22 protein-coding genes are annotated in these 21,786 nt (G+C 53.8%); 18 read left to right on the top strand and 4 right to left on the bottom strand.

Features of this window, described 5'->3' with window-relative positions; all coding sequences use genetic code 11:
• The first annotated feature begins 14 nt into the window (after window positions 1-14).
• The 3 genes from malM to ubiA all read left to right on the top strand — a co-directional run bounded on the left by malM (window position 15) and on the right by ubiA (window position 2,526).
• Window positions 15-959: a maltose operon protein MalM gene (malM, locus tag ACFX4U_RS17370; protein ID WP_313508474.1), complete on the top strand. Its 945-nt coding sequence runs from the start codon at window positions 15-17 to the stop codon at window positions 957-959.
• 180 nt (window positions 960-1,139) lie between these two features.
• Window positions 1,140-1,637, top strand: a complete 498-nt coding sequence (ubiC, locus tag ACFX4U_RS17365; protein WP_017459433.1) for a chorismate lyase — start codon at window positions 1,140-1,142, stop codon at window positions 1,635-1,637.
• A 13-nt stretch (window positions 1,638-1,650) separates the two neighbouring features.
• Entirely contained in the window at window positions 1,651-2,526 is an 876-nt protein-coding gene (gene ubiA / locus ACFX4U_RS17360; protein WP_305737380.1) for a 4-hydroxybenzoate octaprenyltransferase, read from the top strand.
• Window positions 2,527-2,564: 38 nt separating this feature from the next.
• On the opposite strand, the gene plsB is transcribed toward ubiA, so the two are convergent.
• Window positions 2,565-4,988 (bottom strand): glycerol-3-phosphate 1-O-acyltransferase PlsB, encoded by a 2,424-nt coding sequence (plsB, locus tag ACFX4U_RS17355; protein ID WP_313508479.1) that lies wholly within the window; start codon window positions 4,986-4,988, stop codon window positions 2,565-2,567.
• Between the two features lie 130 nt (window positions 4,989-5,118).
• Here plsB and ACFX4U_RS17350 point away from each other — a divergent pair, with 130 nt between their 5' ends.
• The 4 genes from ACFX4U_RS17350 to ACFX4U_RS17335 all read left to right on the top strand — a co-directional run bounded on the left by ACFX4U_RS17350 (window position 5,119) and on the right by ACFX4U_RS17335 (window position 8,014).
• Entirely contained in the window at window positions 5,119-5,487 is a 369-nt protein-coding gene (locus ACFX4U_RS17350) for a diacylglycerol kinase (RefSeq protein ID WP_305737378.1), read from the top strand.
• Window positions 5,488-5,595: 108 nt separating this feature from the next.
• Window positions 5,596-6,213, top strand: a complete 618-nt coding sequence (lexA, locus tag ACFX4U_RS17345; protein WP_017459437.1) for a transcriptional repressor LexA — start codon at window positions 5,596-5,598, stop codon at window positions 6,211-6,213.
• Between the two features lie 81 nt (window positions 6,214-6,294).
• Complete coding sequence (gene dinF / locus ACFX4U_RS17340; protein ID WP_313508481.1) at window positions 6,295-7,626, top strand: MATE family efflux transporter DinF; 1,332 nt, start codon at window positions 6,295-6,297, stop codon at window positions 7,624-7,626.
• Window positions 7,627-7,804: 178 nt separating this feature from the next.
• Window positions 7,805-8,014 carry a CsbD family protein gene (locus ACFX4U_RS17335; RefSeq protein ID WP_007372427.1) on the top strand — a complete coding sequence of 70 codons (210 nt, stop codon included), beginning with the start codon at window positions 7,805-7,807 and terminating at the stop codon, window positions 8,012-8,014.
• Between the two features lie 287 nt (window positions 8,015-8,301).
• Here the strand turns inward: ACFX4U_RS17335 and zur are convergent, their stop codons facing one another.
• Window positions 8,302-8,817, bottom strand: coding sequence for a zinc uptake transcriptional repressor Zur (gene zur, locus ACFX4U_RS17330; protein ID WP_065369851.1), 516 nt, complete (start codon window positions 8,815-8,817; stop codon window positions 8,302-8,304).
• 283 nt (window positions 8,818-9,100) lie between these two features.
• On the opposite strand from zur, the gene traF reads away from it, so the two are divergent.
• The 3 genes from traF (at window position 9,101) to pspG (ending at window position 11,876) form a co-directional block, all read left to right on the top strand.
• A complete protein-coding gene (traF, locus tag ACFX4U_RS17325) occupies window positions 9,101-10,417 on the top strand; it encodes a conjugal transfer protein TraF (RefSeq protein WP_305737376.1) in 1,317 nt (438 codons plus the stop codon).
• 82 nt (window positions 10,418-10,499) lie between these two features.
• Entirely contained in the window at window positions 10,500-11,498 is a 999-nt protein-coding gene (dusA, locus tag ACFX4U_RS17320; RefSeq protein WP_249880480.1) for a tRNA dihydrouridine(20/20a) synthase DusA, read from the top strand.
• Between the two features lie 135 nt (window positions 11,499-11,633).
• A complete protein-coding gene (gene pspG / locus ACFX4U_RS17315; protein ID WP_305737374.1) occupies window positions 11,634-11,876 on the top strand; it encodes an envelope stress response protein PspG in 243 nt (80 codons plus the stop codon).
• A gap of 188 nt (window positions 11,877-12,064) precedes the next feature.
• Here pspG and ACFX4U_RS17310 read toward each other — a convergent pair whose 3' ends face one another.
• The gene (locus tag ACFX4U_RS17310; RefSeq protein WP_313508482.1) at window positions 12,065-13,048 is read right to left on the bottom strand and encodes a quinone oxidoreductase; all 984 of its coding nucleotides are present in this window, start codon (window positions 13,046-13,048) and stop codon (window positions 12,065-12,067) included.
• A gap of 59 nt (window positions 13,049-13,107) precedes the next feature.
• Here ACFX4U_RS17310 and dnaB point away from each other — a divergent pair, with 59 nt between their 5' ends.
• The 8 genes from dnaB to ACFX4U_RS17270 all read left to right on the top strand — a co-directional run bounded on the left by dnaB (window position 13,108) and on the right by ACFX4U_RS17270 (window position 20,955).
• On the top strand, window positions 13,108-14,514 hold the full coding sequence (gene dnaB / locus ACFX4U_RS17305; protein WP_017459445.1) for a replicative DNA helicase: 1,407 nt from the start codon (window positions 13,108-13,110) through the stop codon (window positions 14,512-14,514).
• Window positions 14,515-14,656: 142 nt separating this feature from the next.
• Window positions 14,657-15,736: an alanine racemase gene (gene alr / locus ACFX4U_RS17300; protein WP_313508483.1), complete on the top strand. Its 1,080-nt coding sequence runs from the start codon at window positions 14,657-14,659 to the stop codon at window positions 15,734-15,736.
• Between the two features lie 12 nt (window positions 15,737-15,748).
• A complete protein-coding gene (pnuC, locus tag ACFX4U_RS17295) occupies window positions 15,749-16,306 on the top strand; it encodes a nicotinamide riboside transporter PnuC (protein WP_313508484.1) in 558 nt (185 codons plus the stop codon).
• The gene (locus ACFX4U_RS17290) at window positions 16,303-17,307 is read left to right on the top strand and encodes an AAA family ATPase (RefSeq protein WP_313508493.1); all 1,005 of its coding nucleotides are present in this window, start codon (window positions 16,303-16,305) and stop codon (window positions 17,305-17,307) included. Before pnuC ends, ACFX4U_RS17290 begins: the two co-directional genes overlap by 4 nt.
• Window positions 17,308-17,407: 100 nt before the next feature.
• Complete coding sequence (gene tyrB, locus ACFX4U_RS17285) at window positions 17,408-18,601, top strand: aromatic amino acid transaminase (RefSeq protein ID WP_313508485.1); 1,194 nt, start codon at window positions 17,408-17,410, stop codon at window positions 18,599-18,601.
• Between the two features lie 188 nt (window positions 18,602-18,789).
• Entirely contained in the window at window positions 18,790-19,497 is a 708-nt protein-coding gene (aphA, locus tag ACFX4U_RS17280) for an acid phosphatase AphA (RefSeq protein ID WP_200552031.1), read from the top strand.
• Window positions 19,498-19,567: 70 nt separating this feature from the next.
• Window positions 19,568-19,984 carry a secondary thiamine-phosphate synthase enzyme YjbQ gene (locus tag ACFX4U_RS17275; protein ID WP_313508487.1) on the top strand — a complete coding sequence of 139 codons (417 nt, stop codon included), beginning with the start codon at window positions 19,568-19,570 and terminating at the stop codon, window positions 19,982-19,984.
• Window positions 19,985-20,265: 281 nt separating this feature from the next.
• Window positions 20,266-20,955, top strand: coding sequence for a transcriptional regulator (locus tag ACFX4U_RS17270; RefSeq protein ID WP_313508495.1), 690 nt, complete (start codon window positions 20,266-20,268; stop codon window positions 20,953-20,955).
• 46 nt (window positions 20,956-21,001) lie between these two features.
• Here the strand turns inward: ACFX4U_RS17270 and ACFX4U_RS17265 are convergent, their stop codons facing one another.
• Window positions 21,002-21,712 (bottom strand): response regulator, encoded by a 711-nt coding sequence (locus ACFX4U_RS17265; protein ID WP_313508488.1) that lies wholly within the window; start codon window positions 21,710-21,712, stop codon window positions 21,002-21,004.
• Between the last annotated feature and the right edge of the window lie 74 nt (window positions 21,713-21,786).

The following is a 21,786-nucleotide window of genomic DNA, read 5'->3' as shown; positions in this document are numbered from 1 at the left end:
TCAAGGTGATCATAATGAAAATGAAAAAAAGTCTCGTCGCACTCTGCTTATCCGCAGGGCTGCTGGCTGCGGCTCCCACTATGAGCCTGGCGGCAATTAATATCGTGCCGCAGGATGTCTCTGCAGCACCGTCTATTCCTGCTTCAACGCTTCAACAACTGCACTGGACACCGGTTTCACCTTCGCAAACGCTGACCAGCGACGTCTCTGCTGCCGGGCAGACGCTGAATGCCGGTGATATTACGGGCCCGGTGATGGCGTATAGCGTTCCGGCGAATATCGGCGAATTGAACATTACATTGACCAGCAAAGTGAACAACGAGAGCGTTTATGCGCCCAACGTGCTGGTACTTGATCAGAACTTCACACCTGCAGCATTTTTCCCGTCCAGCTTCTTTGCGTACCAGGAGCCGGGCGTGATGTCGGATAACCGTTTAGAAGGCACGATGAAACTGACCCCGGCGTTGGGTCAGCAGAAACTTTATTTGCTGGTATTTACCACGCAAAAAGATCTGCAAAAAACCACGCAGATGGTGGATCCGGCTAAAGCTTATGCCAAAGGTAACGGCAACGCCGTACCGGATATTCCCGATCCGATTGCCCGCCATGGCGTGGCCGGTTCACTGGCGCTGAAAGCCAGCACTTCCTCCTCTTCCAGTATTTTAGTCGGCCCGCTGTTTGGCTCTTCTGGCCCGGCTTCCGTTACCGTGGGCAACACCGCCGCACCGGCTTACAACACGCAACCGGCTCCGGCTGCCGCGACCGCTGCGGCGCCTGCGCCAGTGGCGAAGAGCGAGCCGATGCTCAACGATACAGAGAGCTACTTTAACCAGGCCATCAAACAAGCCGCTGCTAAAGGTGATATTGATAAGGCGCTGAAATTATTGAATGAAGCAGAACGCCTCGGGTCGAAATCCGCCCGTGCCACTTTTATCAGCAGTGTAAAAGGCAAGGGGTAATCTCTCCCCACAATGCTGATATTTGCAGCAACTGGTGCGTCGCCTGACGCACCTTTTTTTCCGGCGCAGATGTGCGCTGTTGCGCATCTGTTGCGCTGATGAAAACTGAATGAAGTTTCCCCGCCCCGTGCGCCGGTTCTGCGATACAATAACGCTACGTTATGTACCGGAGAGTAAGGCATGTCACACCCTGCGCTTACGCAACTGCGTGCGCTGCGCTACGTAGACGCAATTCCCGCGCTTGAACCGCAACTGCTCGAGTGGCTGTTGCTGGAAGATTCAATGACCAAACGTTTTGAGCAACAAGGCAAGACGGTCAGCGTTACGCTGATTCGGGAAGGCTTTGTGACGGTGGATGAGATCGCCGAAGAGCGCGACAGTCTGCCGAAGGAGGATCGTTACTGGTTGCGGGAAATTATTCTCTGCGCCGACGGGGAACCCTGGCTCGCCGGACGCACCGTGGTGCCCGAATCTACGCTGAGCGGCCCGGAACTGGCGCTGCAAACCCTGGGTAAAACGCCGCTTGGGCGATATCTCTTTACCTCATCTACGCTTACGCGTGACTTTATTGAAATTGGTCGTCATGAGCAGCTCTGGGGACGCCGTTCCCGTCTGCGCCTGGGCGGAAAACCGCTGATGCTGACCGAACTGTTTTTGCCTGCATCGCCGCTGTACTAAGAGGAAAAAGAAAATGGAGTGGAGTCTCACGCAGACTAAGCTGTTGGCCTTTCACAGGCTTATGCGTACGGACAAACCAATTGGCGCTTTGCTGCTGCTGTGGCCAACGCTGTGGGCGCTGTGGGTGGCGACGCCGGGCGTGCCACCGCTGTGGATTTTGCTGGTTTTTGTCGCGGGCGTCTGGCTGATGCGCGCCGCCGGTTGTGTCGTCAATGACTATGCGGATCGTAAATTTGATGGTCATGTTAAACGCACGGCGAATCGCCCGTTGCCAAGCGGCGCGGTAACGGAAAATGAAGCGCGGGTGCTGTTTGTGGTGCTGGTGCTGCTGGCCTTCGCGCTGGTGCTGACGCTGAATGTGATGACCATTTTGCTCTCCGTCGCGGCGCTGGCGCTGGCGTGGGTTTACCCGTTTATGAAGCGCTATACGCACCTGCCGCAGGTGGTGCTCGGCGCAGCGTTCGGCTGGTCGATTCCAATGGCGTTTGCCGCCGTGAGTGAATCTGTGCCGCTGAGCTGCTGGATTATGTTTCTCGCCAATATCCTGTGGGCGGTCGCGTATGACACGCAGTATGCGATGGTTGACCGTGACGATGATGTGAAGATTGGCATCAAGTCGACGGCAATTCTGTTCGGTCGTTTCGACAAGCTGATTATCGGGATCTTGCAGATGGCTGTGCTGGTGCTGATGGCGTCTATTGGCTGGCTGAATGGGTTGGGCTGGACGTACTACGGGACGGTGCTGATTGCCGGTGTGCTGTTTGTTTACCAGCAAAAATTGATTGCCGGTCGCGACCGGGATGCCTGTTTTAAAGCGTTTATGAACAATAACTATGTGGGGCTGGTGCTGTTTTTAGGGCTAGCGTTGAGTTATCTGCATTTGCCTTGAGTTTTCCCCTCTCCGTGAAGAGAGGGGAAAATTTCCTGTCACGCTTCCGCTTGCGTCGCGCTCTCAATCGTCAGACGCACATCCGACGTTATCAAGTCCGCCAGCATCTGGTACACGTTTAAGGTACGTGCCGGATCCGCATCGCCGGTATCGCTGATATAACCTTCATCGCGCAGCGTCAGCACCAGCGTACTGAATACCGCTTTATCAAAGAACTCCGGCGCGTTGATGCCGTGCAGCACCGACAGGCGCTGCGCCAGCGTGCGGCTCTCTTTTTCCAGCGTGCTGCGGTTCATCGCCGGATTGGCGCTCAGCAGCCAGAAAGTAATGGCGTAACGCTGTAAGGTTTCGCGTGCACCTGCCGCCAGCAGTTGCAAGGTGCGGGAGTGCGCCGGATTGATGCTCAGACGATCGTCTTTTACCGTCAACAAGCCCTGGCGCAGCAGTTCTTGCGTCAGGTTCTCCAGCACTTGTGCCAGCTCCGATTTTTCCCAGCGCAGGAACAGCTCGGCTTTCAGCATCGGGTAGAGTAACTCGACGTGGCGCAGGATCTCGCTACGGGAGATCGCGCGGTGCTGGGTGACAATCGCCGCCAGCAGCGACGGCAGCATCAGCATATGCGCAATGTTGTTGCGGTAATACGTCATCAATACTGCCTGCTCACGCGGCAGAATGATGATATCGCCGATGGTGTCTTTCTCGACTTCGAACTTGTTCATCTGCAGCGCGTGATCGATAAGCTCGCTGGCGCTGGCCGACGGCGTGGTCGAATCCGGGGAATAAGGCACGTTGCGCATCAGCTCGAGATAACAGCTTAACTGCTCGGTCAGTTGCTCGCGGGTTAATGAACGCTGACGCGAGGCCAGCAGCGCGGTACAACACAGGTTCATGGCGTTAGCCGCACCGGCGTTGTTGATGCGCACCATCAGGTCAGCGGCAATGGTGTTCACCGTTGGTGTTAACCAGGCCGGGCGGATGGATTCAATCGGATCGATAGCTTCGCGCCACTCCGGAACATGGTGATTCAGGTAGTTCATCAGCGGGATCGGTTCGCCGAAGTTCACATAACCCTGACCGAGGTTACGCAGCTTGCTTAAGCCACGCACCATCTGCAACAAGCTCTCTTTCTCTTTCGTCGCGCCACGCAGCTCTTTGGCATAAGTACCCACTTCCATCACGTGTTCATAACCGATGTAAATCGGTACCAGCGTGATGGGACGAGTACCGCCGCGCAGCATCGCCTGGATAGTCATCGACAGCGTACCGGTTTTCGGATCCAGCAAACGCCCGGTGCGCGAACGTCCACCCTCAACGAAGTACTCCACCGAATAACCACGGCTAAACAGCTCACCCAAATATTCACGGAACACGGTGGAATAAAGCTTGTTGCCTTTAAATGTCCGGCGAATAAAGAAAGCGCCCAGGCGGCGGAAAATCGGCCCGGCAGGCCAGAAATTCAAGTTGATACCGGCGGCGATATGCGGCGGCACCAGCCCCTGGTGATAGAGCACATAGGAGAGCAACAGGTAGTCCATATGGCTGCGATGGCAGGGCACATAGACAATTTCGTGGCCGTCGTGCGCCAACTGACGTACGCGCTCGGCATTATGCACGTTGATGCCCTGATAGAGACGGTTCCAGGTAAAACCAAGAATGCGGTCGGTCAGGCGGATCATCTCGTAGGAGAAGTTCGCGGCAATCTCTTCCATCAGCGCGATGGCGTTTTGCTGCGCCTTATCATGCGAAATTTTTTTGCTGCGCGCTTCATCTTCAACGGCGCGGGCAATCGCTTTAGAAGAGAGCAATTTGTTAAACAAATCCTGACGTGCCGGCAGGCGCGGGCCTACAGCGGCCAGACGCTGGCGGGCAAAGTGCATACGCGCCACCCGAGCCAGTTTTTGCGCGATAATTTTATCGGTGCCGTGCTCGGTCGCCATACGGCGCAGCGAAACCGGCGGTGAGAAGCGCACAAAGCTGTCGCGGCCAAGCCAGGAAACCGCAAAGAATTTCTGGATGCCGTTCAGCATGCGCAGCGGCGGGTTAATTTCGCCTTTTTCTCGCCCGGGAGAACGGCCAAACATCACCGATACTGGCACCATTTGCACATCCAAATCGGGATGGCTGCGGTGTAAATCCAGGTAGTCGTGGAACAGCTTGATCGACTCTTCTTTCGGCGCGTAATAGGTGAACACGCGCGGGCCGCCGTGGATAAACACGAAACGCGGCAGCAACGCGCCGTCGATTTCCAGCGGTTCAAGGGGATCAGGCAGCTCATGCGCCAGACACTGTGCGCGTAAAGTCAGTAAGTCTGCCTTTGAGTTATAAGGCAGCACGTACATGATGGGGCGTGATGTATCGAGACCCAGTTCCTGTGCAGGTTCTGCGGGGATCGATTTACTTTTTACCAGCACGCTTAATGGTAAATTCAGTAATTTGTAGTAAATTCGTGGCCAGCCGGACATAAAGGATGTAAAGCCTCTGGTTAATAGTGCCATTGCGCCGCAAGAATATCAGAAAGCGCACATAATTTCTGTTGTACCGCTGCGCGCTTGCTGAGACATTGACGCCAATTTAATAAAAAGGTTCTTTTAAATGGCTAATAATACCACCGGTTTCACCCGGATCATTAAAGCCGCTGGATATTCCTGGAAAGGCGTTCGCGCCGCCTGGATTAATGAAGCGGCATTTCGTCAGGAATCCGTTGCGGTTATCCTGGCAATTATAATCGCTTGCTGGCTCGATATTGACACCATGACGCGCGTAATGCTGATTGGTTCTGTGACGCTGGTAATGATTGTCGAAATTCTGAACAGCGCCATCGAAGCCGTAGTAGACCGTATTGGTGCAGAATTCCATGAACTTTCCGGGCGGGCGAAGGATATGGGGTCGGCGGCGGTGCTGATGTCCATCCTGCTGGCGATGTTTACCTGGATCGCATTACTCTGGTCACATTTTCGATAACGCTTCCAGAATTCGATAACGCCCTGGTTTTTTGCTTAAATTTGGTTCCAAAATCGCCTTTAGCTGTATATACTCACAGCATAACTGTATATACACCCAGGGGGCGGGATGAAAGCATTAACGGCCAGGCAGCAAGAGGTGTTCGATCTTATTCGCGATCGCATCACTCAAACCGGTATGCCACCAACGCGTGCGGAAATCGCACAGCAATTGGGGTTCCGTTCCCCAAATGCGGCGGAAGAACACCTCAAGGCGCTGGCGCGCAAAGGGGTTATCGAAATCGTATCTGGCGCATCACGCGGTCTTCGCCTGCTGCTTGAAGAAGAAGAGGACGATATCGGCTTGCCGCTGATTGGTCGCGTCGCTGCGGGTGAGCCGCTGCTGGCGCAGCAGCATATCGAAGGCCATTACCAGGTCGATCCGAGCCTCTTTAAACCTCATGCAGATTTCCTGCTGCGCGTTAGCGGCATGTCGATGCGTGACATTGGCATTATGGATGGCGATCTGCTGGCGGTGCACAAAACGCAGGATGTGCGTAACGGCCAGGTTGTTGTTGCGCGTATTGAAGACGAAGTGACGGTCAAACGTCTGAAAAAACAAGGTAATACCGTCGAGCTGTTGCCGGAAAACAGCGAGTTTTCGCCGATCGTCGTCGATCTGCGCGATCAAAACTTCACCATCGAAGGGTTAGCGGTCGGTGTCATTCGTAATGGCGCGTGGCTGTAACGCACATTCGCTCTGCTGCGGGGCTGAGTCAGGTTCCGCAGCGATCTCTACTTTCCCCTCACTAACGTTCACATTCATACCATGCCACTGCTAACCGCATCCGACAAAGTGCTCTGGCGGCTTGCGCTGCCGATGATCTTCTCGAATATCACCGTCCCGTTGCTGGGGCTGGTGGATACGGCGGTAGTGGGGCATCTGGACAGCCCGGTTTACCTGGGCGGCGTAGCGATTGGCACAACGGCGACCAGTTTCCTCTTTATGCTGCTGCTTTTTTTGCGCATGAGCACCACCGGGCTAACAGCTCAGGCGTTCGGCGCGAAGAATGCGCCCGCGCTGGCGCGTGCGTTAGTCCAGCCTTTGCTGCTGGCGCTTGGAGCCGGTGTGTTGATTGCCCTGCTGCGGCCGCCACTTATCGATCTGGCGCTGCATATCACCGGCGGTAGCGAGGCGGTGCTGGAACAGGCGCGACGGTTCCTGGATATCCGCTGGTTGAGCGCACCTGCTTCGCTGGGCAATCTGGTGTTGCTCGGTTGGTTACTCGGCGTGCAGTATGCGCGTGCACCGGTGATATTGCTGGTGGTGGGGAATCTGCTCAATATCGTGCTCGATCTGTGGTTGGTCATGGGGCTGCATATGAATGTGCAAGGTGCGGCGCTTGCCACAGTCATCGCGGAATATGCCACTTTCGCCATTGGTTTATGGATGGTGCGACACGTACTGGTGATGCGCGGCATTCCATTACTGACATTGAAAAATGCATGGCGCGGCGGCGTGCGGCGTTTGCTGGCGTTGAACCGCGATATCATGTTGCGTTCGTTGCTGCTGCAACTCTGCTTTGGTTCGATAACGGTGTTTGGTGCCCGACTCGGAGATGAGACGGTGGCGGCAAACGCGGTGCTGATGATGTTTTTGACATTCACCGCCTATGCGCTCGATGGTTTCGCCTACGCGGTTGAGGCGCACTCCGGGCAGGCTTACGGCGCCAGAGACGGCAGTCAATTGATGCATATTTGGCGGGCTGCTTGCCGGCAGGCCGGGCTGGTGGCGCTGTTCTTTGCCGTTGTGTATGCACTGGCGGGTCAGCAAATTATCGCGTTGTTAACGTCGCTACCCGCCCTGCAACAGCTTGCCGGGCATTATCTGATTTGGCAGGTCATCTTACCGTTAGTGGGAGTGTGGTGTTATCTGCTGGACGGAATGTTTGTGGGTGCCACGCGCGCGGCCGAAATGCGTAACAGCATGGCGGTGGCGGCGGCGGGGTTTGCCGCTACGCTACTCACCGTGCCTGTTTTGGGCAATCACGGTTTGTGGTTGTCGCTCGCTGTGTTCCTTGCTCTGCGTGGGCTGACGCTGGCGCTGATATGGCGTCGTCACTGGCGCAACAACAGTTGGTTTGCTGCTACAGATTGTTGATCCCGCTTTATTCCTCGTCGTTGTGTACGATTTTTCTCGTCTCGTTTTCTCTGCTTTTATCTTACTAAATGGTTAAAGATTCCGAATAAAATTCATAACGCCGAATCCCTGACTACAATAATCAGTACGTTCAGCACGGCGAGAACGTCATTTTAAACCGAACGATAAGGAGTCCATGATGAATAAAGACGAAGTCGGCGGTAACTGGAAACAGTTTAAAGGTACTGTGAAAGAGAAATGGGGCAAGCTCACCGATGACGATATGACGATCATTGAAGGTAAACGTGATCAGTTGGTGGGTAAAATCCAGGAACGTTACGGTTACGCGAAAGATCAGGCGGAAAAAGAAGTGACGGACTGGGAAACGCGTAATGATTACCGTTGGTAGCCAACACATCCCCTCAAATGTGTTAACCCTCTGAAAGGCTACCCTGCCCGAAGGTACAAGGATGTACCACCCCTCCAGATTCCACATCTATGAACTCGAAGCGCATTGATTTGGCTTACAAGCTTCCAGATTTTGCGTTCTTATTGCATCCCTCTATCTATCTCGTTTTACCAACAGTTTGCCTGACTTAGGGCTGCCGCAGTATGCACTTGCTCGCCGCCGTTAAAAAGCGAAACCTGGCAGGTTGTGGCGTAGGTAATACATAGCCGATAAAAGACGAGAGACTATTATCGCGGTTTTTTCTTTAGCGGGACGCTATGGTCATGCTGGCAGTGATCGTGATGGCGGCAGGCTTCCACTTCCACACAAGCCGCACACAGACCATGTGCTTCAATGACATTATGGCGCAGGGCAAAACCCATTTTCGCTGCCAGCGCATGCATAATATCTTCCACGCCTTCGGCCTGTTCTTCTTTCACCGAACCACAGCGGTCGCAAATGAACATCGCAGAAGTATGCGTCGGCTGATCAAAAAGGTGGCACAGCACATAGCTGTTCGTGGACTCAACTTTGTGGACAAACCCTTGCTCCAGCAGAAAATCAAGCGCGCGATATACTGTTGGCGGTTTTGCTTGCGGTTCGCTTACGCGCAGCAGATCAAGCAAATCATAGGCGCTAATTGCCCCTTGTTGCAGGCTCAGTAATCGCAACACTTCAAGGCGCTGGGGAGTCAGGCGCACGTTGCGCTGCGCGCACAGCTTTTCAGCCTGCACTAACATCTCTTGCGAAGTGGTCTTATCCATTTGCGCTCTCTGGTCGGGGAAATAGAAACGCACACTCTACCATGTCCTGCCCAAAACACCGAGATCGCCGCCCGTAAACTCCTTTTCTCACTTTCCTTCCCGAAACGAATTTCCTCTTCTATAAATATTGAGAGTTTCCTCAATAATTATAACGTTCATACATATCCTGTACGTTCACTTGATTTAGCTTCTTTTTTGGTCGTTGTTCGCAGCAATAGTGAATTCCTGTTTCTTTTAAAATAAACAGGCTTAAAAAAACTCATCTGGCTACGAGACACATATTGTGAATAAAAAACGTAAACTTTCAGTGGTCGCTATCGCTGTCTCCTTCTTTGCGGCAAATCAAGCAGGAGCAGCCAATACCTGGGCAGAAGCACGTAACGATGCAATGGGAGGAACGGGGGTTGCATCGGCAAATTATGGTAGTGGAGCACTCATCAACCCGGCGTTGCTGGCGAAAGCCAAGCCGGAAGATGACGTCACGATTATCCTGCCGAGTGTTCAGGCGCAAATTACCGACAAAGATAACCTTCGCGATGAAATCGATAACATCAATGACAAAATTGATGGTTACAAGGATGTGGTCGATAACCTGACCGCTGCGCAGATCATTGCCAACCCGATTGGCACGGTCAATCAGTTCCAGAGCGCGGCGAAAGATCTGGCTGACGAACTGGTGTTCCTGAAAGGCAAAACCGCGCAGGCCAAAGCTGCCGCAGGCATTGCGGTCAGCATTCCAAATGATGTGCTCTCGCTGGCTTTTGTCACCAAAGCGTATGCGCACGCTCGCGTTAGCTCGAATATCGATCAACAGGATATTGATTACCTGCGCAATATTCAGAACAACACCGGTTTTGCAGTAGGCGAAGCGTTAGGCGCGGTGGTTTCGCCAAACGGTAGCGAAGAGATCACCAAAAACCTTAACTCTACCGCAGCGGGCCGTGCGGCAATTGTCTCCGATTTTGGTATCGCCATGGCGCGCCAGTTTGAAGTCGCTGGCGTGCCGTTGTCCCTTGGCGTGACGCCGAAGCTGCAAAAAACGTGGGTCTACAACTACACCGCGTCTATTTATGACTATAAGAGCAGCGACCTGAAAGACAGCCGTTATCGTACCGATGACACTGGCTTTAACATCGATGTCGGTGCCGCCGCAGACTTTGGTGAAAACATTACTGTTGGCTTAACCGGCACCAACCTGATCTCTCGCGATATCGATACTCAGGACATTCGTATTCGCAATGGCAGAACCGGTGATGTCACCAATTACAAAGACACCTATCAGATTAGCCCGGTGGTGACGGCTGGCGCGGCCTGGCACAACGATCTGGTGACATTAAGCGCCGACGGGGATTTAACCGAGACCAAAGGCTTTAAGAGCGAGAAAAACTCCCAGTACGTGGGCGTTGGTGCGGAAGTTCGCCCGCTTAGCTGGCTGGCGGTGCGTGCCGGTTACCGTGCGGATGTGAAAGGCGATGATAAAAACGTCTTCACTGGCGGTGTCGGTTTTGCACCGTTTAACCGTGTCCATGTCGATTTGATGGGGCTGGTTGGCGAAGATGAAACCTGGGGTGCAGGCGCGCAGCTGAGCGTCACATTCTAAGGTTTAGCCGGAGGCGCTGCGCCTCCGGTTTTGCCTGTGCTATAGTAGCGCCCCTTTTTCATTCGATGTTTAAATATTCGCCATGCTGCCACACAATCAGTCCGCTACTTTTCCTGCCCATCGTTTCTCCATTGCGCCGATGCTCGACTGGACGGACAGACATTGCCGCTACTTCTTGCGCCTGCTGTCGCGCCAGACGTTGCTCTACACCGAAATGGTCACCACCGGTGCCATCATTCATGGCAAGGGCGATTACCTGGCGTATAGCGAAGAAGAACATCCGGTGGCGTTGCAGCTTGGCGGTAGCGATCCGGCGCAGCTTGCCCATTGTGCGAAGCTGGCCGAAGCGCGCGGATATGATGAAATTAACCTCAACGTCGGGTGTCCGTCCGATCGCGTGCAGAATGGCCGTTTCGGCGCATGCCTGATGGGCGAAGCGCAACTGGTGGCGGATTGCATCAAAGCGATGCGTGATGTGGTGTCAATTCCGGTCACTGTCAAAACGCGTATTGGCATTGACGATCAGGACAGCTACGAATTTCTCTGCGACTTTATTGGCACCGTGGCCGGAAAAGGCGAGTGTGAAAGCTTTATCATCCATGCGCGCAAAGCGTGGCTTTCAGGGTTAAGCCCGAAAGAGAACCGGGAAATCCCGCCGCTGGATTACCCTCGCGTTTATCAGTTGAAGCGTGATTTTCCGCACCTGACAATGGCGATTAACGGCGGTATCAAATCGCTGGAAGAAGCCAAAGCGCATCTGGAACATATGGATGGCGTGATGGTCGGTCGCGAAGCGTATCAGAACCCTGGCATGCTGGCGTCAGTTGACCGCGAGATCTTTGGTGCAGACGTGGCGGATGCCGATCCGGTCGCCGTGGTGCGCGCCATGTACCCCTACATTGAGCGCGAACTGAGCCAGGGCGCGTATCTCGGGCATATCACGCGCCATATGCTGGGGCTGTTTCAGGGCGTTCCCGGCGCGCGCCAGTGGCGTCGTTATCTGAGTGAAAATGCGCATAAAGCCGGTGCGGATATCGCGGTGGTGGAACACGCGCTCAACCTGGTGGCGTCAAAGCGTTAAAATTTCACCAAAAGGTAGTCAAATTCACTAAGCTCCGCTTTCTGCTGCGGAGCTTTTTTATTGATAAATAAAATAATTTTTTTCTGGCATGTTTCTTGTAATAACAGCGGGAGTTACCTCTTTGGGAGATCCATCATGCTGGAATTACTGTTTATCGTGGGCTTTTTTATCATGTTGCTGGTGACCGGCGTTTCGCTGTTGGGCATCATCGCAGCGCTGCTGGTGGCAACGGCTATTATGTTTCTCGGCGGGCTTTTCGCGTTGATGATCAAGCTATTGCCATGGCTGCTGCTGGCCGTCGCCGTTGTCTGGATTATCCGTGCCGTGAAAGAACCGAAGGTCCCACGTTATCAACGCAATAACCGTTGGCGTTACTAAAGTATTGCGTGGTTCGTCACATACCGAAGACTTTTCCCGGTACATTGCTTAGAACCGAATAGGATTTACTTATTAAATCTGTCACTATCGCGACGTTAACGAATTCATCGCGCTGTACCCTACAATGCAGCCGAACTAAAAAAGAAAGGGCTTCCCACGGGAAGCCCTAATTCTTTCAGGCGATTAGCTTAAGGGATCAACAGACTGGAGCCCTGCGTCGCCCGGCTCTCCAGCACTTCATGCGCCCGCTGTGCATCTTGCAGCGCGAACTTCTGGCTGTCGGCCACATCCACTTTGATAACCCCACTGGCAATCAGCGAAAACAGCTCATTACTGGCTTCCTGCAACTCTTCCCGGTTAGTGACATAGCCCTTGAGGGAAGGGCGCGTGGCGTAGAGCGAGCCTTTCTGATTAAGAATACCCAGATTCACGCCGGTAACCGGGCCGGAGGAGTTGCCAAAGCTCACCATCAATCCGCGACGTCGCAGACAATCAAGCGACGTTTCCCAGGTGTCTTTCCCCACCGAGTCGTACACCACCGCCACCTTTTTACCGCCGGTAAGTTCTTTGACACGTTCCACCACATTCTCTTCGCTGTAGTTGATCACCTGCCAGGCGCCCGCCTGTAATGCGCGTTGCGCTTTTTGTGCGGAACCCACGGTGCCAATCAGTTTCGCGCCGAGTGCTTTTGCCCACTGGCAGGCAATCAGCCCGACGCCACCGGCGGCAGCGTGGAACAGGAACATTTCATCGGGCTTGATTTCGTAGGTTTTGCGCAGCAGATAAAACACCGTCAGCCCCTTCAGGAATGACGCCGCCGCTTGTTCAAAGGAGATAGCGTTCGGCAGCACCGCGACTTTATCCGCCAAAACGTTATGCACCGAGCTGTACGCGCCCAGCCCCGATTGCGCATACACCACGCGATCGCCCACTTTCACCTGCGTGACGCCGCTGCCCACTTTGCTTACCACGCCTGCCGCTTCGGTGCCCAGTCCACTGGGTAACGCTGGCGGTGGATATAACCCGCTACGGATATAGGTATCGATATAGTTGATGCCGATGGCTTTATTTTCTACCTGCACTTCGTTTTCCGCTGGCGCTGCGGGGGTGAACTCAACCGCTTTAAGCACCTCAGGCCCACCATGCTTTTGAAATTCTATTCTCGTCGCCATGCTTCCTCCTGATGTGATAATCTCTCAACCCATTCATAACCCGGATAGCTCCATTCACTATGGCAGGAAATAAACCCTTCAACAAACAGACTGAAACCCGCGACGTACAGCTCGAGGGGATGAAAGTGCCTCCGCATTCTATTGAAGCGGAGCAGTCGGTGTTGGGCGGTTTAATGCTGGATAACGAGCGTTGGGATGATGTTGCCGAACGCGTCGTGGCGGATGATTTTTATACACGCCCACACCGCCATATTTTTACCGAGATGCACCGCTTGCAGGAGATGGGCAAACCCATCGATCTGATAACGCTTGCAGAATCGCTGGAGCTTCAGGGGCAACTGGACATAGTTGGCGGCTTTGCTTACCTGGCGGAGCTTTCCAAAAATACGCCAAGTGCGGCAAACATCAGTGCTTATGCCGATATCGTTCGTGAACGTGCAGTAGTGCGCGAAATGATTTCGGTGGCGAATGAAATCGCCAACGCCGGTTTTGATCCGCAGGGGCGCAGCAGTGAAGATCTGCTCGATCTTGCCGAATCGCGCGTTTTCAAAATTGCTGAAAGCCGCGCAAATAAAGACGAAGGCCCGAAAAACATCGCCGATGTGCTTGAAGCGACCGTTTCGCGTATCGAACAGCTTTTCCAGCAGCCGCACGACGGTGTCACCGGTGTGAATACGGGCTATGACGATCTTAATAAGAAAACGGCGGGCTTACAGCCGTCGGATTTGATCATTGTTGCTGCGCGTCCGTCGATGGGTAAAACGACATTTGCGATGAACCTCGTTGAAAACGCGGCGATGTTGCAGGATAAACCGGTATTAATCTTCAGTCTTGAGATGCCCTCCGAACAGATCATGATGCGTTCGCTGGCCTCCCTTTCGCGTGTCGATCAAACGCGCATTCGTACCGGCCAACTGGACGATGAAGACTGGGCGCGCATCTCCGGCACCATGGGCATCCTGCTGGAAAAACGCAATATCTATATTGATGACTCTTCCGGCCTGACGCCGACGGAAGTCCGATCCCGTGCGCGGCGTATCGCCCGCGAGCATGGCGGCATTGGGCTTATTATGATCGACTACCTGCAACTGATGCGTGTGCCGTCGTTGTCGGATAACCGTACGCTGGAAATCGCCGAAATCTCCCGCTCGCTAAAAGCGCTGGCGAAAGAGTTGCAAGTGCCGGTGGTAGCGCTGTCGCAGCTTAACCGCTCACTGGAGCAGCGCGCCGATAAACGCCCGGTAAACTCCGACTTGCGTGAGTCCGGCTCCATCGAGCAGGACGCCGACTTGATCATGTTTATTTATCGTGACGAGGTTTATCACGAAAACAGTGACTTAAAAGGCATTGCAGAAATCATTATTGGTAAGCAGCGTAACGGGCCGATCGGTACCGTGCGTCTGACATTTAACGGGCAGTGGTCGCGCTTTGACAATTATGCTGGGCCACAATACGACGACGAATAAATCCTCTTCATCCTTCGCATTACAGGGGCGTTGACTGCCTCCGCTGATCCTGGTCGTCTGGTTTACCAAACCGTCGGGATCGACGGACTTGTCGTCTCCTGCACACGAATGATATTGACGATTGCTTGATAGGGTAAGGTAAATGCAAGCGGCAACCGTAGTAGTTAACCGCCGCGCTCTGCGACACAATCTGCAACGCCTGCGTGAACTGGCTCCCGCCAGCCGCGTGGTTGCAGTCGTGAAAGCGAACGCCTATGGACACGGTCTTCTCGAGACCGCGCGAACGCTCCCCGATGCCGATGCTTTCGGTGTCTCCCGTCTTGAAGAAGCCCTGCAATTACGCGCGGGCGGCATCACACAACCGATTTTGCTGCTGGAAGGTTTCTTCGCCGCCAGCGACCTGCCATTGGTGGCTGAACATCAGCTTCATACGGTGATTCACAGCCTTGAACAGCTGGAAGCGCTGGAAACCGCGACGCTGAAAGCGCCGGTTACCGTGTGGATGAAGCTCGATACCGGCATGCATCGCCTTGGCGTACATCCGCATGAAGCTGAGGCGTTTTATACGCGCTTGTCACAGTGCAAAAATGTGCGCCAGCCAGTTAACGTTGCCAGCCATTTTGCCCGCGCCGACGAGCCGGAATGCGGCGCAACAGAGCGCCAGCTTGATATCTTCACCACCTTTACTGATGGCAAACCTGGTCTGCGTTCCATAGCCGCTTCCGGCGGTACGCTGCTGTGGCCGCAATCGCACTTCGACTGGGTTCGCCCAGGCATTATTCTGTACGGCGTTTCGCCACTCGAGAGTAAACCGTGGGGTGCCGATTTTGGTTTTCAGCCTGCCATGACGCTGACTTCGCAACTGATTGCGGTGCGCGAACATAATGCGGGCGATGCGGTGGGCTATGGCGGCACCTGGGAAAGTACGCGTAACACGCGTTTAGGCGTGGTCGCAATGGGTTACGGCGATGGCTATCCGCGCGCTGCACCTTCGGGTACGCCAGTGCTGATCAACGGTCGCGAAGTGCCGATTGTCGGGCGTGTGGCAATGGATATGATTTGCGTTGATCTCGGCCCGGATGCGCAAGACAAAGCCGGTGATGAAGTGGTGCTGTGGGGAGAAGGTTTGCCCGTTGAACGCATTGCTGAAGCAACAAAAGTGAGTGCTTACGAACTTATCACGCGCCTGACTTCGCGGGCGACTTTAAAATACATCGACTAAAAGGATTGCGCCTTGTCGCCAATGGAAATCGCCGCCTGCCTGGCTTACGCCCTCTCTGTATGGCTTGCCGCGCGCAATAATATGCACACCTGGTGGACGGGGATTATCGGCTGTGTGCTGTATGGTTGGGTGTTCTACTCCGTACAGCTCTACGCCGATGTCACGCTGCAACTGTTCTTTATTGCCAGCAGTATTGCCGGGTGGATCAACTGGCTGAAAGGCAACCACGGCAGCGAGTTGGCGGTGCGCAAAACGCCGCTTAACCATTTGTTGCTGATGTTAGCGGGCGCGCTGGTTGTCGCCGGGTGTTACGCCTGGTTGTTGCACCGCTTTACCAACGCGTGGTCGCCGTGGCTGGATTCCGCCATCATGGTATTCAGCGTGCTCGCGCAATTTATGCTGATGGGGCGCAGGCTCGAAAGCTGGTATTTCTGGCTGCTGGTCAACACCATTGCTGTGCCGCTGTATGCCGCGCGCGATCTCTGGCTCACCGCCGGGTTGTACCTTGTCTTCTGGTGTAACGCCTGGCACGGCCTGTATCAGTGGCGCAAAGCGATGGCCACGCGATGAAGCATTTTGCCAGCGGGTTAGTCGTCGGTAAATTCGCGCCGTTACACTGCGGCCACGAGCGATTGATCAATGCCGCGCTGGAACAGTGCGAGCGTGTCTGGATCGTCAGTTATTCCCTGCCGGAATTACCCGGCTGCGAGCCTGAAAAACGCGAACGCTGGCTGCGTGCGCGTTTCCCACAATGCGACATTCTGGTTCTCACCCCCCAGCGTCTCGCTGATTATGGTTTGAACGCACCACCGCATAACGATGCCGACGGCGATCTGCACCGTCACTATATGGCCGATATCTGTTTGCGGATTCTGCACTGCCAGCCGCAGGCGGTGTTTACCGCCGAGGATTACGGCGACGGCTTTGCCCGCGTACTCAGTGAACGTTTTGCACGCCCTGTCGCGCATGTGCGTTTGCAGCGTGAGCAGGGGGAGCAAGCGCCTTCCGGCACGCTGATCCGCAATGATGTTCATAGCTGGCGGCAGATGTTAGCGCCCGTTGTTTACCGGGATTTCGTGCAGCGCATTTGTCTGCTGGGCGGTGAATCGACCGGCAAAAGCACCCTGAGCATCGCGCTGACGCAGGAGCTTGAGACGGCGTATGTGGCGGAATATGGCCGCGAGCGCTGGGACGAAAAGGGCGGTGAACTGGTTTATGACGATATGCTGCCGATTGCACAAACGCAGGTGCAACGCGAAGATGCTGCCGACGCCCGGCAGTGGCTGGTGTGCGACACCTCGCCGCTAACAACGCTGTTTTATACGCTGGCGATGTTTGGCCACGCGCCGGATGCGCTCTATGCACTGGCGCAGCGGCACTACCACCTCGTGGTGCTGTGCGACGACGATTTCCCGTTTGTGCAGGACGGCACCCGCCAGGATGAAACCTTCCGCCAGCGCCAGCAGGCCTGGTACAACGAACAGCTGACGCAACGCGGTATTCCCTTTCTGCGTGTACGCGGTTCGGTAAGCGAGCGCGTGGCGCAAATTCTCGCCGTGCTACGCGGCTAAAGCGCTTATTTTTTAACACCGCTGTTACTGCTCTCGATCTTCCTCTGCTTCCGGTTTATTGTGGTGGTTCTTGCCTACTGTAAACCTGGAGAGTACACGCGTGTTTCAGAAAGTTGACGCCTACGCCGGCGACCCGATTCTGTCGTTAATGGAGCGCTTTAAAGAAGATCCCCGCAGCGACAAGGTTAATCTCAGCATCGGGCTGTATTACAACGAAGACGGAATCATCCCGCGTTTGCAGGCGGTTGCCGAGGCCGAAGCGCGCCTGAACGCACAGCCGCACGGTGCGTCGGTCTATCTGCCGATGGAAGGGCTAAACAGCTATCGCGACGCGATCGCTCCGCTACTGTTCGGTGCAGAACATCCGGTACTGGCGCAAAAACGTGTTGCTACCATCCAGACATTAGGCGGCTCCGGTGCGCTGAAAGTCGGCGCAGATTTTCTGAAACGTTACTTTCCAGATTCCGGCGTGTGGGTCAGTGACCCGACCTGGGAAAACCATGTTGCGATATTTGAAGGTGCCGGGTTTGTAGTGAGTACTTACCCCTGGTACGACAGTGCTACTAACGGTGTGCGTTTTGAAGCATTTCTGGAAAAACTGAACACCCTGGCCGCACAGAGCATTGTGCTGCTGCACCCCTGCTGCCATAACCCAACCGGTGCGGATCTCACTCACGCGCAATGGGACCAGGTGGTTGAGGTGTTGAAAGCGCGCAATCTGATCCCGTTCCTCGACATCGCCTATCAGGGCTTTGGTGCCGGAATGGAAGATGATGCTTATGCCATCCGCGCTGTTGCCCGCGCCGGGCTGCCTGCGCTGGTCAGCAACTCATTTTCGAAAATTTTCTCACTCTATGGCGAGCGCGTTGGCGGGCTCTCCGTGGTGTGTGACGATGCGGACGCCGCCAGCCGCGTGCTGGGGCAGCTCAAAGCCACCGTGCGCCGTAACTACTCCAGCCCGCCGAATTTTGGCGCACAGCTGGTCGCGACAGTGCTTGGCGACGCCGGCCTGAAAGCCTCCTGGCTGGCGGAAGTGGAAGCCATGCGTACGCGTATTCTGGCGATGCGCCAGGAGCTGGTCACCGTGCTGAAAGAGGCAGTACCGGGCGGGAATTTCGATTACCTGCTTAAACAGCGCGGCATGTTCAGTTATACCGGCCTGAGCGCAGCGCAGGTTGATCGTCTGCGTGAAGAGTTTGGCGTTTATCTCATCGCCAGCGGGCGGATGTGCGTTGCCGGTCTTAACAGCCGCAATGTCCACCGCGTGGCGCAAGCATTCGCCGCAGTAATGTAAGCACCCACTTACTTTTCTTCATCCCCTGCGGTCTGGCAGGGGATTATTTATGCCTCAACATTCGCTTATTCTCTGAATAATCTGCAAAAAATCCTTTTTTTCATCGGCTTCACAGGGTATGGTCTGGTAACATTTTGACCATTCGCACCATTTATAAAATATAACGAACTGATAATTTAGGGATAAATATGCGAAAGTTCATACGCGCGCTCGGCGCGGTCTGCCTGTGGATGACGTTTGGCAGCGCGGTTTACGCATCGGCACCCACGCCGGTATCTGAAGGCACCAATGTTGCCAGGCTCGCCGAACAGGCACCTGTTCACTGGGTTTCTGTGGCGCAAATTGAAAATTCTCTTATCGAACGCCCGCCAATGGCCGTCGGGTTTGATATTGACGACACGGTGCTGTTTTCCAGTCCCGGTTTCTGGCGCGGTAAAAAAACCTGGTCACCGGAGAGCGAAGCCTATCTCCAAAACCCGGCGTTTTGGGAAAAGATGAACAACGGCTGGGACGAGTTCAGTATTCCGAAAGAAGTGGCCCGCCATCTGATCGCGATGCATGTAAAGCGCGGTGACAGCATCTTTTTCATCACCGGCCGTAGCCCGACAAAAACGGAAACGGTGAGTAAAACGCTACAGGACGATTTTCTTATTCCTGCGGCCAATATGAACCCGGTGATTTTCGCCGGCGATAAGCCCGGCCAGAACAGCAAAACCCAGTGGCTGAAAGCCAATAAAATCCGCATTTTCTATGGCGATTCAGACAGCGATATCACCGCGGCACGAGAAAGCGAAGCCCGGCCAATTCGCGTGCTACGCGCTTCAAACTCGACCTATCGCCCTTTACCGCAGGCAGGTGCGCTGGGCGAGGAAGTGATTGTGAACTCCGAGTATTAGCCCTGGCTTTCCTGTTCTGGCAACATGCTGCCACACTGACAAGAGTTCATCTTGCTGACAGGAGATAGGCATGTGGTATCAACAAACCCTTACGCTTGGCGCGAAGTCGCGCGGGTTTCATCTGGTGACGGACGAAGTGCTTGGGCAACTTCGCGATATCTCCCGCATTAACGTTGGTTTGCTGCACTTGTTGCTGCAACATACCTCTGCTTCGCTCACCCTGAACGAAAATTGCGATCCCACCGTGCGCCACGATATGGAGCAGCATTTTCTTAAAGCCGTGCCGGACAACGCGCCGTATGAGCATGATTACGAAGGGCCGGATGATATGCCGTCGCACATTAAATCCTCGCTGTTAGGCGTTTCGCTGCTGTTACCTGTGCAAAACGGGCGCGTGGTGATGGGCACATGGCAGGGAATTTGGCTTGGCGAGCACCGCATTCACGGCGCCTCGCGCAAAATCATCGCCACGCTGCAAGGAGAGTAGTCGCTCCATCAAACCTCCATATACCCCGGTTATAAGCCTGCATAAAGACGTGTGGGTGCGTCTGATAACACGGGGTAGTTATGGTTTTACGGAATGTTTTCGCGTGGCTGTACGGTTGGGAACCGTGCGATTTCGCCACCTATAAAATGGTCTGGCAACAATTTGGCGGTTCTGTCTGTACACATCCGGATGTGCTGCAATTTTTAAGTGCTGAAACGGGGGCGAAGCTGGATTTTTACGTCATTCGTCGCAAGCAGGTATACGTTGGCGCGTGTTACGCGGTGAAGGGTTCGCTATCGCTACAGGACCGGCGTTATCCCTTTGTTTTTGATGACATCATGCTGCCGCTGCAAACGAAAAAGGTAGGGTATTTACCTGCGGTTACCAAGCGGCTGTCGCCGCGCCATCGCACAGATTTTCTCAATGTTTTATTCAGCCGTTATTTAAAAAACAAGCTCTGCTACGTCAAAGAGAGCCTCTCGAAAGCGTCACAGAAAAAACGCAACGGCGAAATGAAAAAGTTTCTTGCCTGTGGCGGTGAAGTTCGGTGGGTTGATGACTTTTCAGATAGCGAACTGGCCGATATTTATATCGACGTGTTCAAACAGCGCTGGCAGGGTAAAATTTACTGTTTTGCGCGTGATGACTTAATCAGAACATTTGCTGCATTGCGGCATTTACTCTTTGGCGCGGTATTGTTTATTCATGGTCAACCTTGCGCATTTGATATCATTTTTATGGCCGAATGTGATGGTTATTTTTATTTTGATGATATTAATGGTGGCTATTCGCAAAATTATCCTGAATTTAATTTGGGCAGTATTTTGTTGTGGGTGAATATCTGTAAAGCGAAAGAATTATGTACCGCGAAAGATAAAAAATTTAAGTTCTCTCTCGGGGTCTATAAAGATTACTGGAGCTATAAAAAACAGTGGTGCGACATTCTGCCGTTGGGCAGGACGCTGTTCTAACGGAGGCTCCCGGCGGTATATCCCCCGCCGGGAGTTTTTGGCTACCTTAATCTCCCAGCCGATAGCCAAAGCCGCGTACGCACTCGGGCACATTGACAATGCCCGCCTGCTGGATCTTCTTTCTTAATTTGCTGACATGGCTATCCACGGTGCGATCGCAGGCATTACCCTCTGGCATGCAAGCATTCATGATTTCTTCGCGCGTAAAGACGCGCTGCGGATAGCGAATTAAATGCATCAAGATCTTAAATTCTGTTGAGGTTAAGTCTGTAGATAAATCCGTTTTCTTCGGACCAACATAAACCTGATGCGTTATTTTATTAATTTCAATGTTTCTGGTTTTATAAATTTTCAAATTTTCTCGTGCATGATATTGCTGGCTTCTTTTTAAAATAACATGCACCCTGGCGACTAATTCCTCCGGGTTGAACGGTTTCACCAGAAAATCATCAGCGCCCGTTTTTAATGCCTGGATCTTATCCGTATCGGTGTCTATCGCAGTCAGCATCATAATGGGGATATCGGTGGTCTGGCGCAGCTCCATCAATACTTGCCAGCCGTCCTTTTTCGGCATTTTGATATCCAGAATAATAAAATCAGGCTGATATTTTTCGGCCATCATGACCGCTTTTTCACCATCAGGGGCATGAAGCACCGCGAACTTGTCGCGCTCAAGGTAAGCAATCATAACACCGGCAATATCACTATCATCTTCAGCGACAAGGACGGTTTTCTTCTCGCCATGTAATATGCTCATCAGGCATCTCCGGGAGTTTTCTCTTTTATCCGCAATCAACAGCACAATAATGTGCCTTTCTTATCTTATTGAAA

Origin of the sequence: Kosakonia sp. YIM B13588 (genome assembly GCF_042788165.1) — a bacterium.
Taxonomy (GTDB): Bacteria; Pseudomonadota; Gammaproteobacteria; order Enterobacterales; family Enterobacteriaceae; genus Kosakonia; species Kosakonia sacchari.
This window is presented reverse-complemented; position numbering and strand designations above follow the sequence as displayed.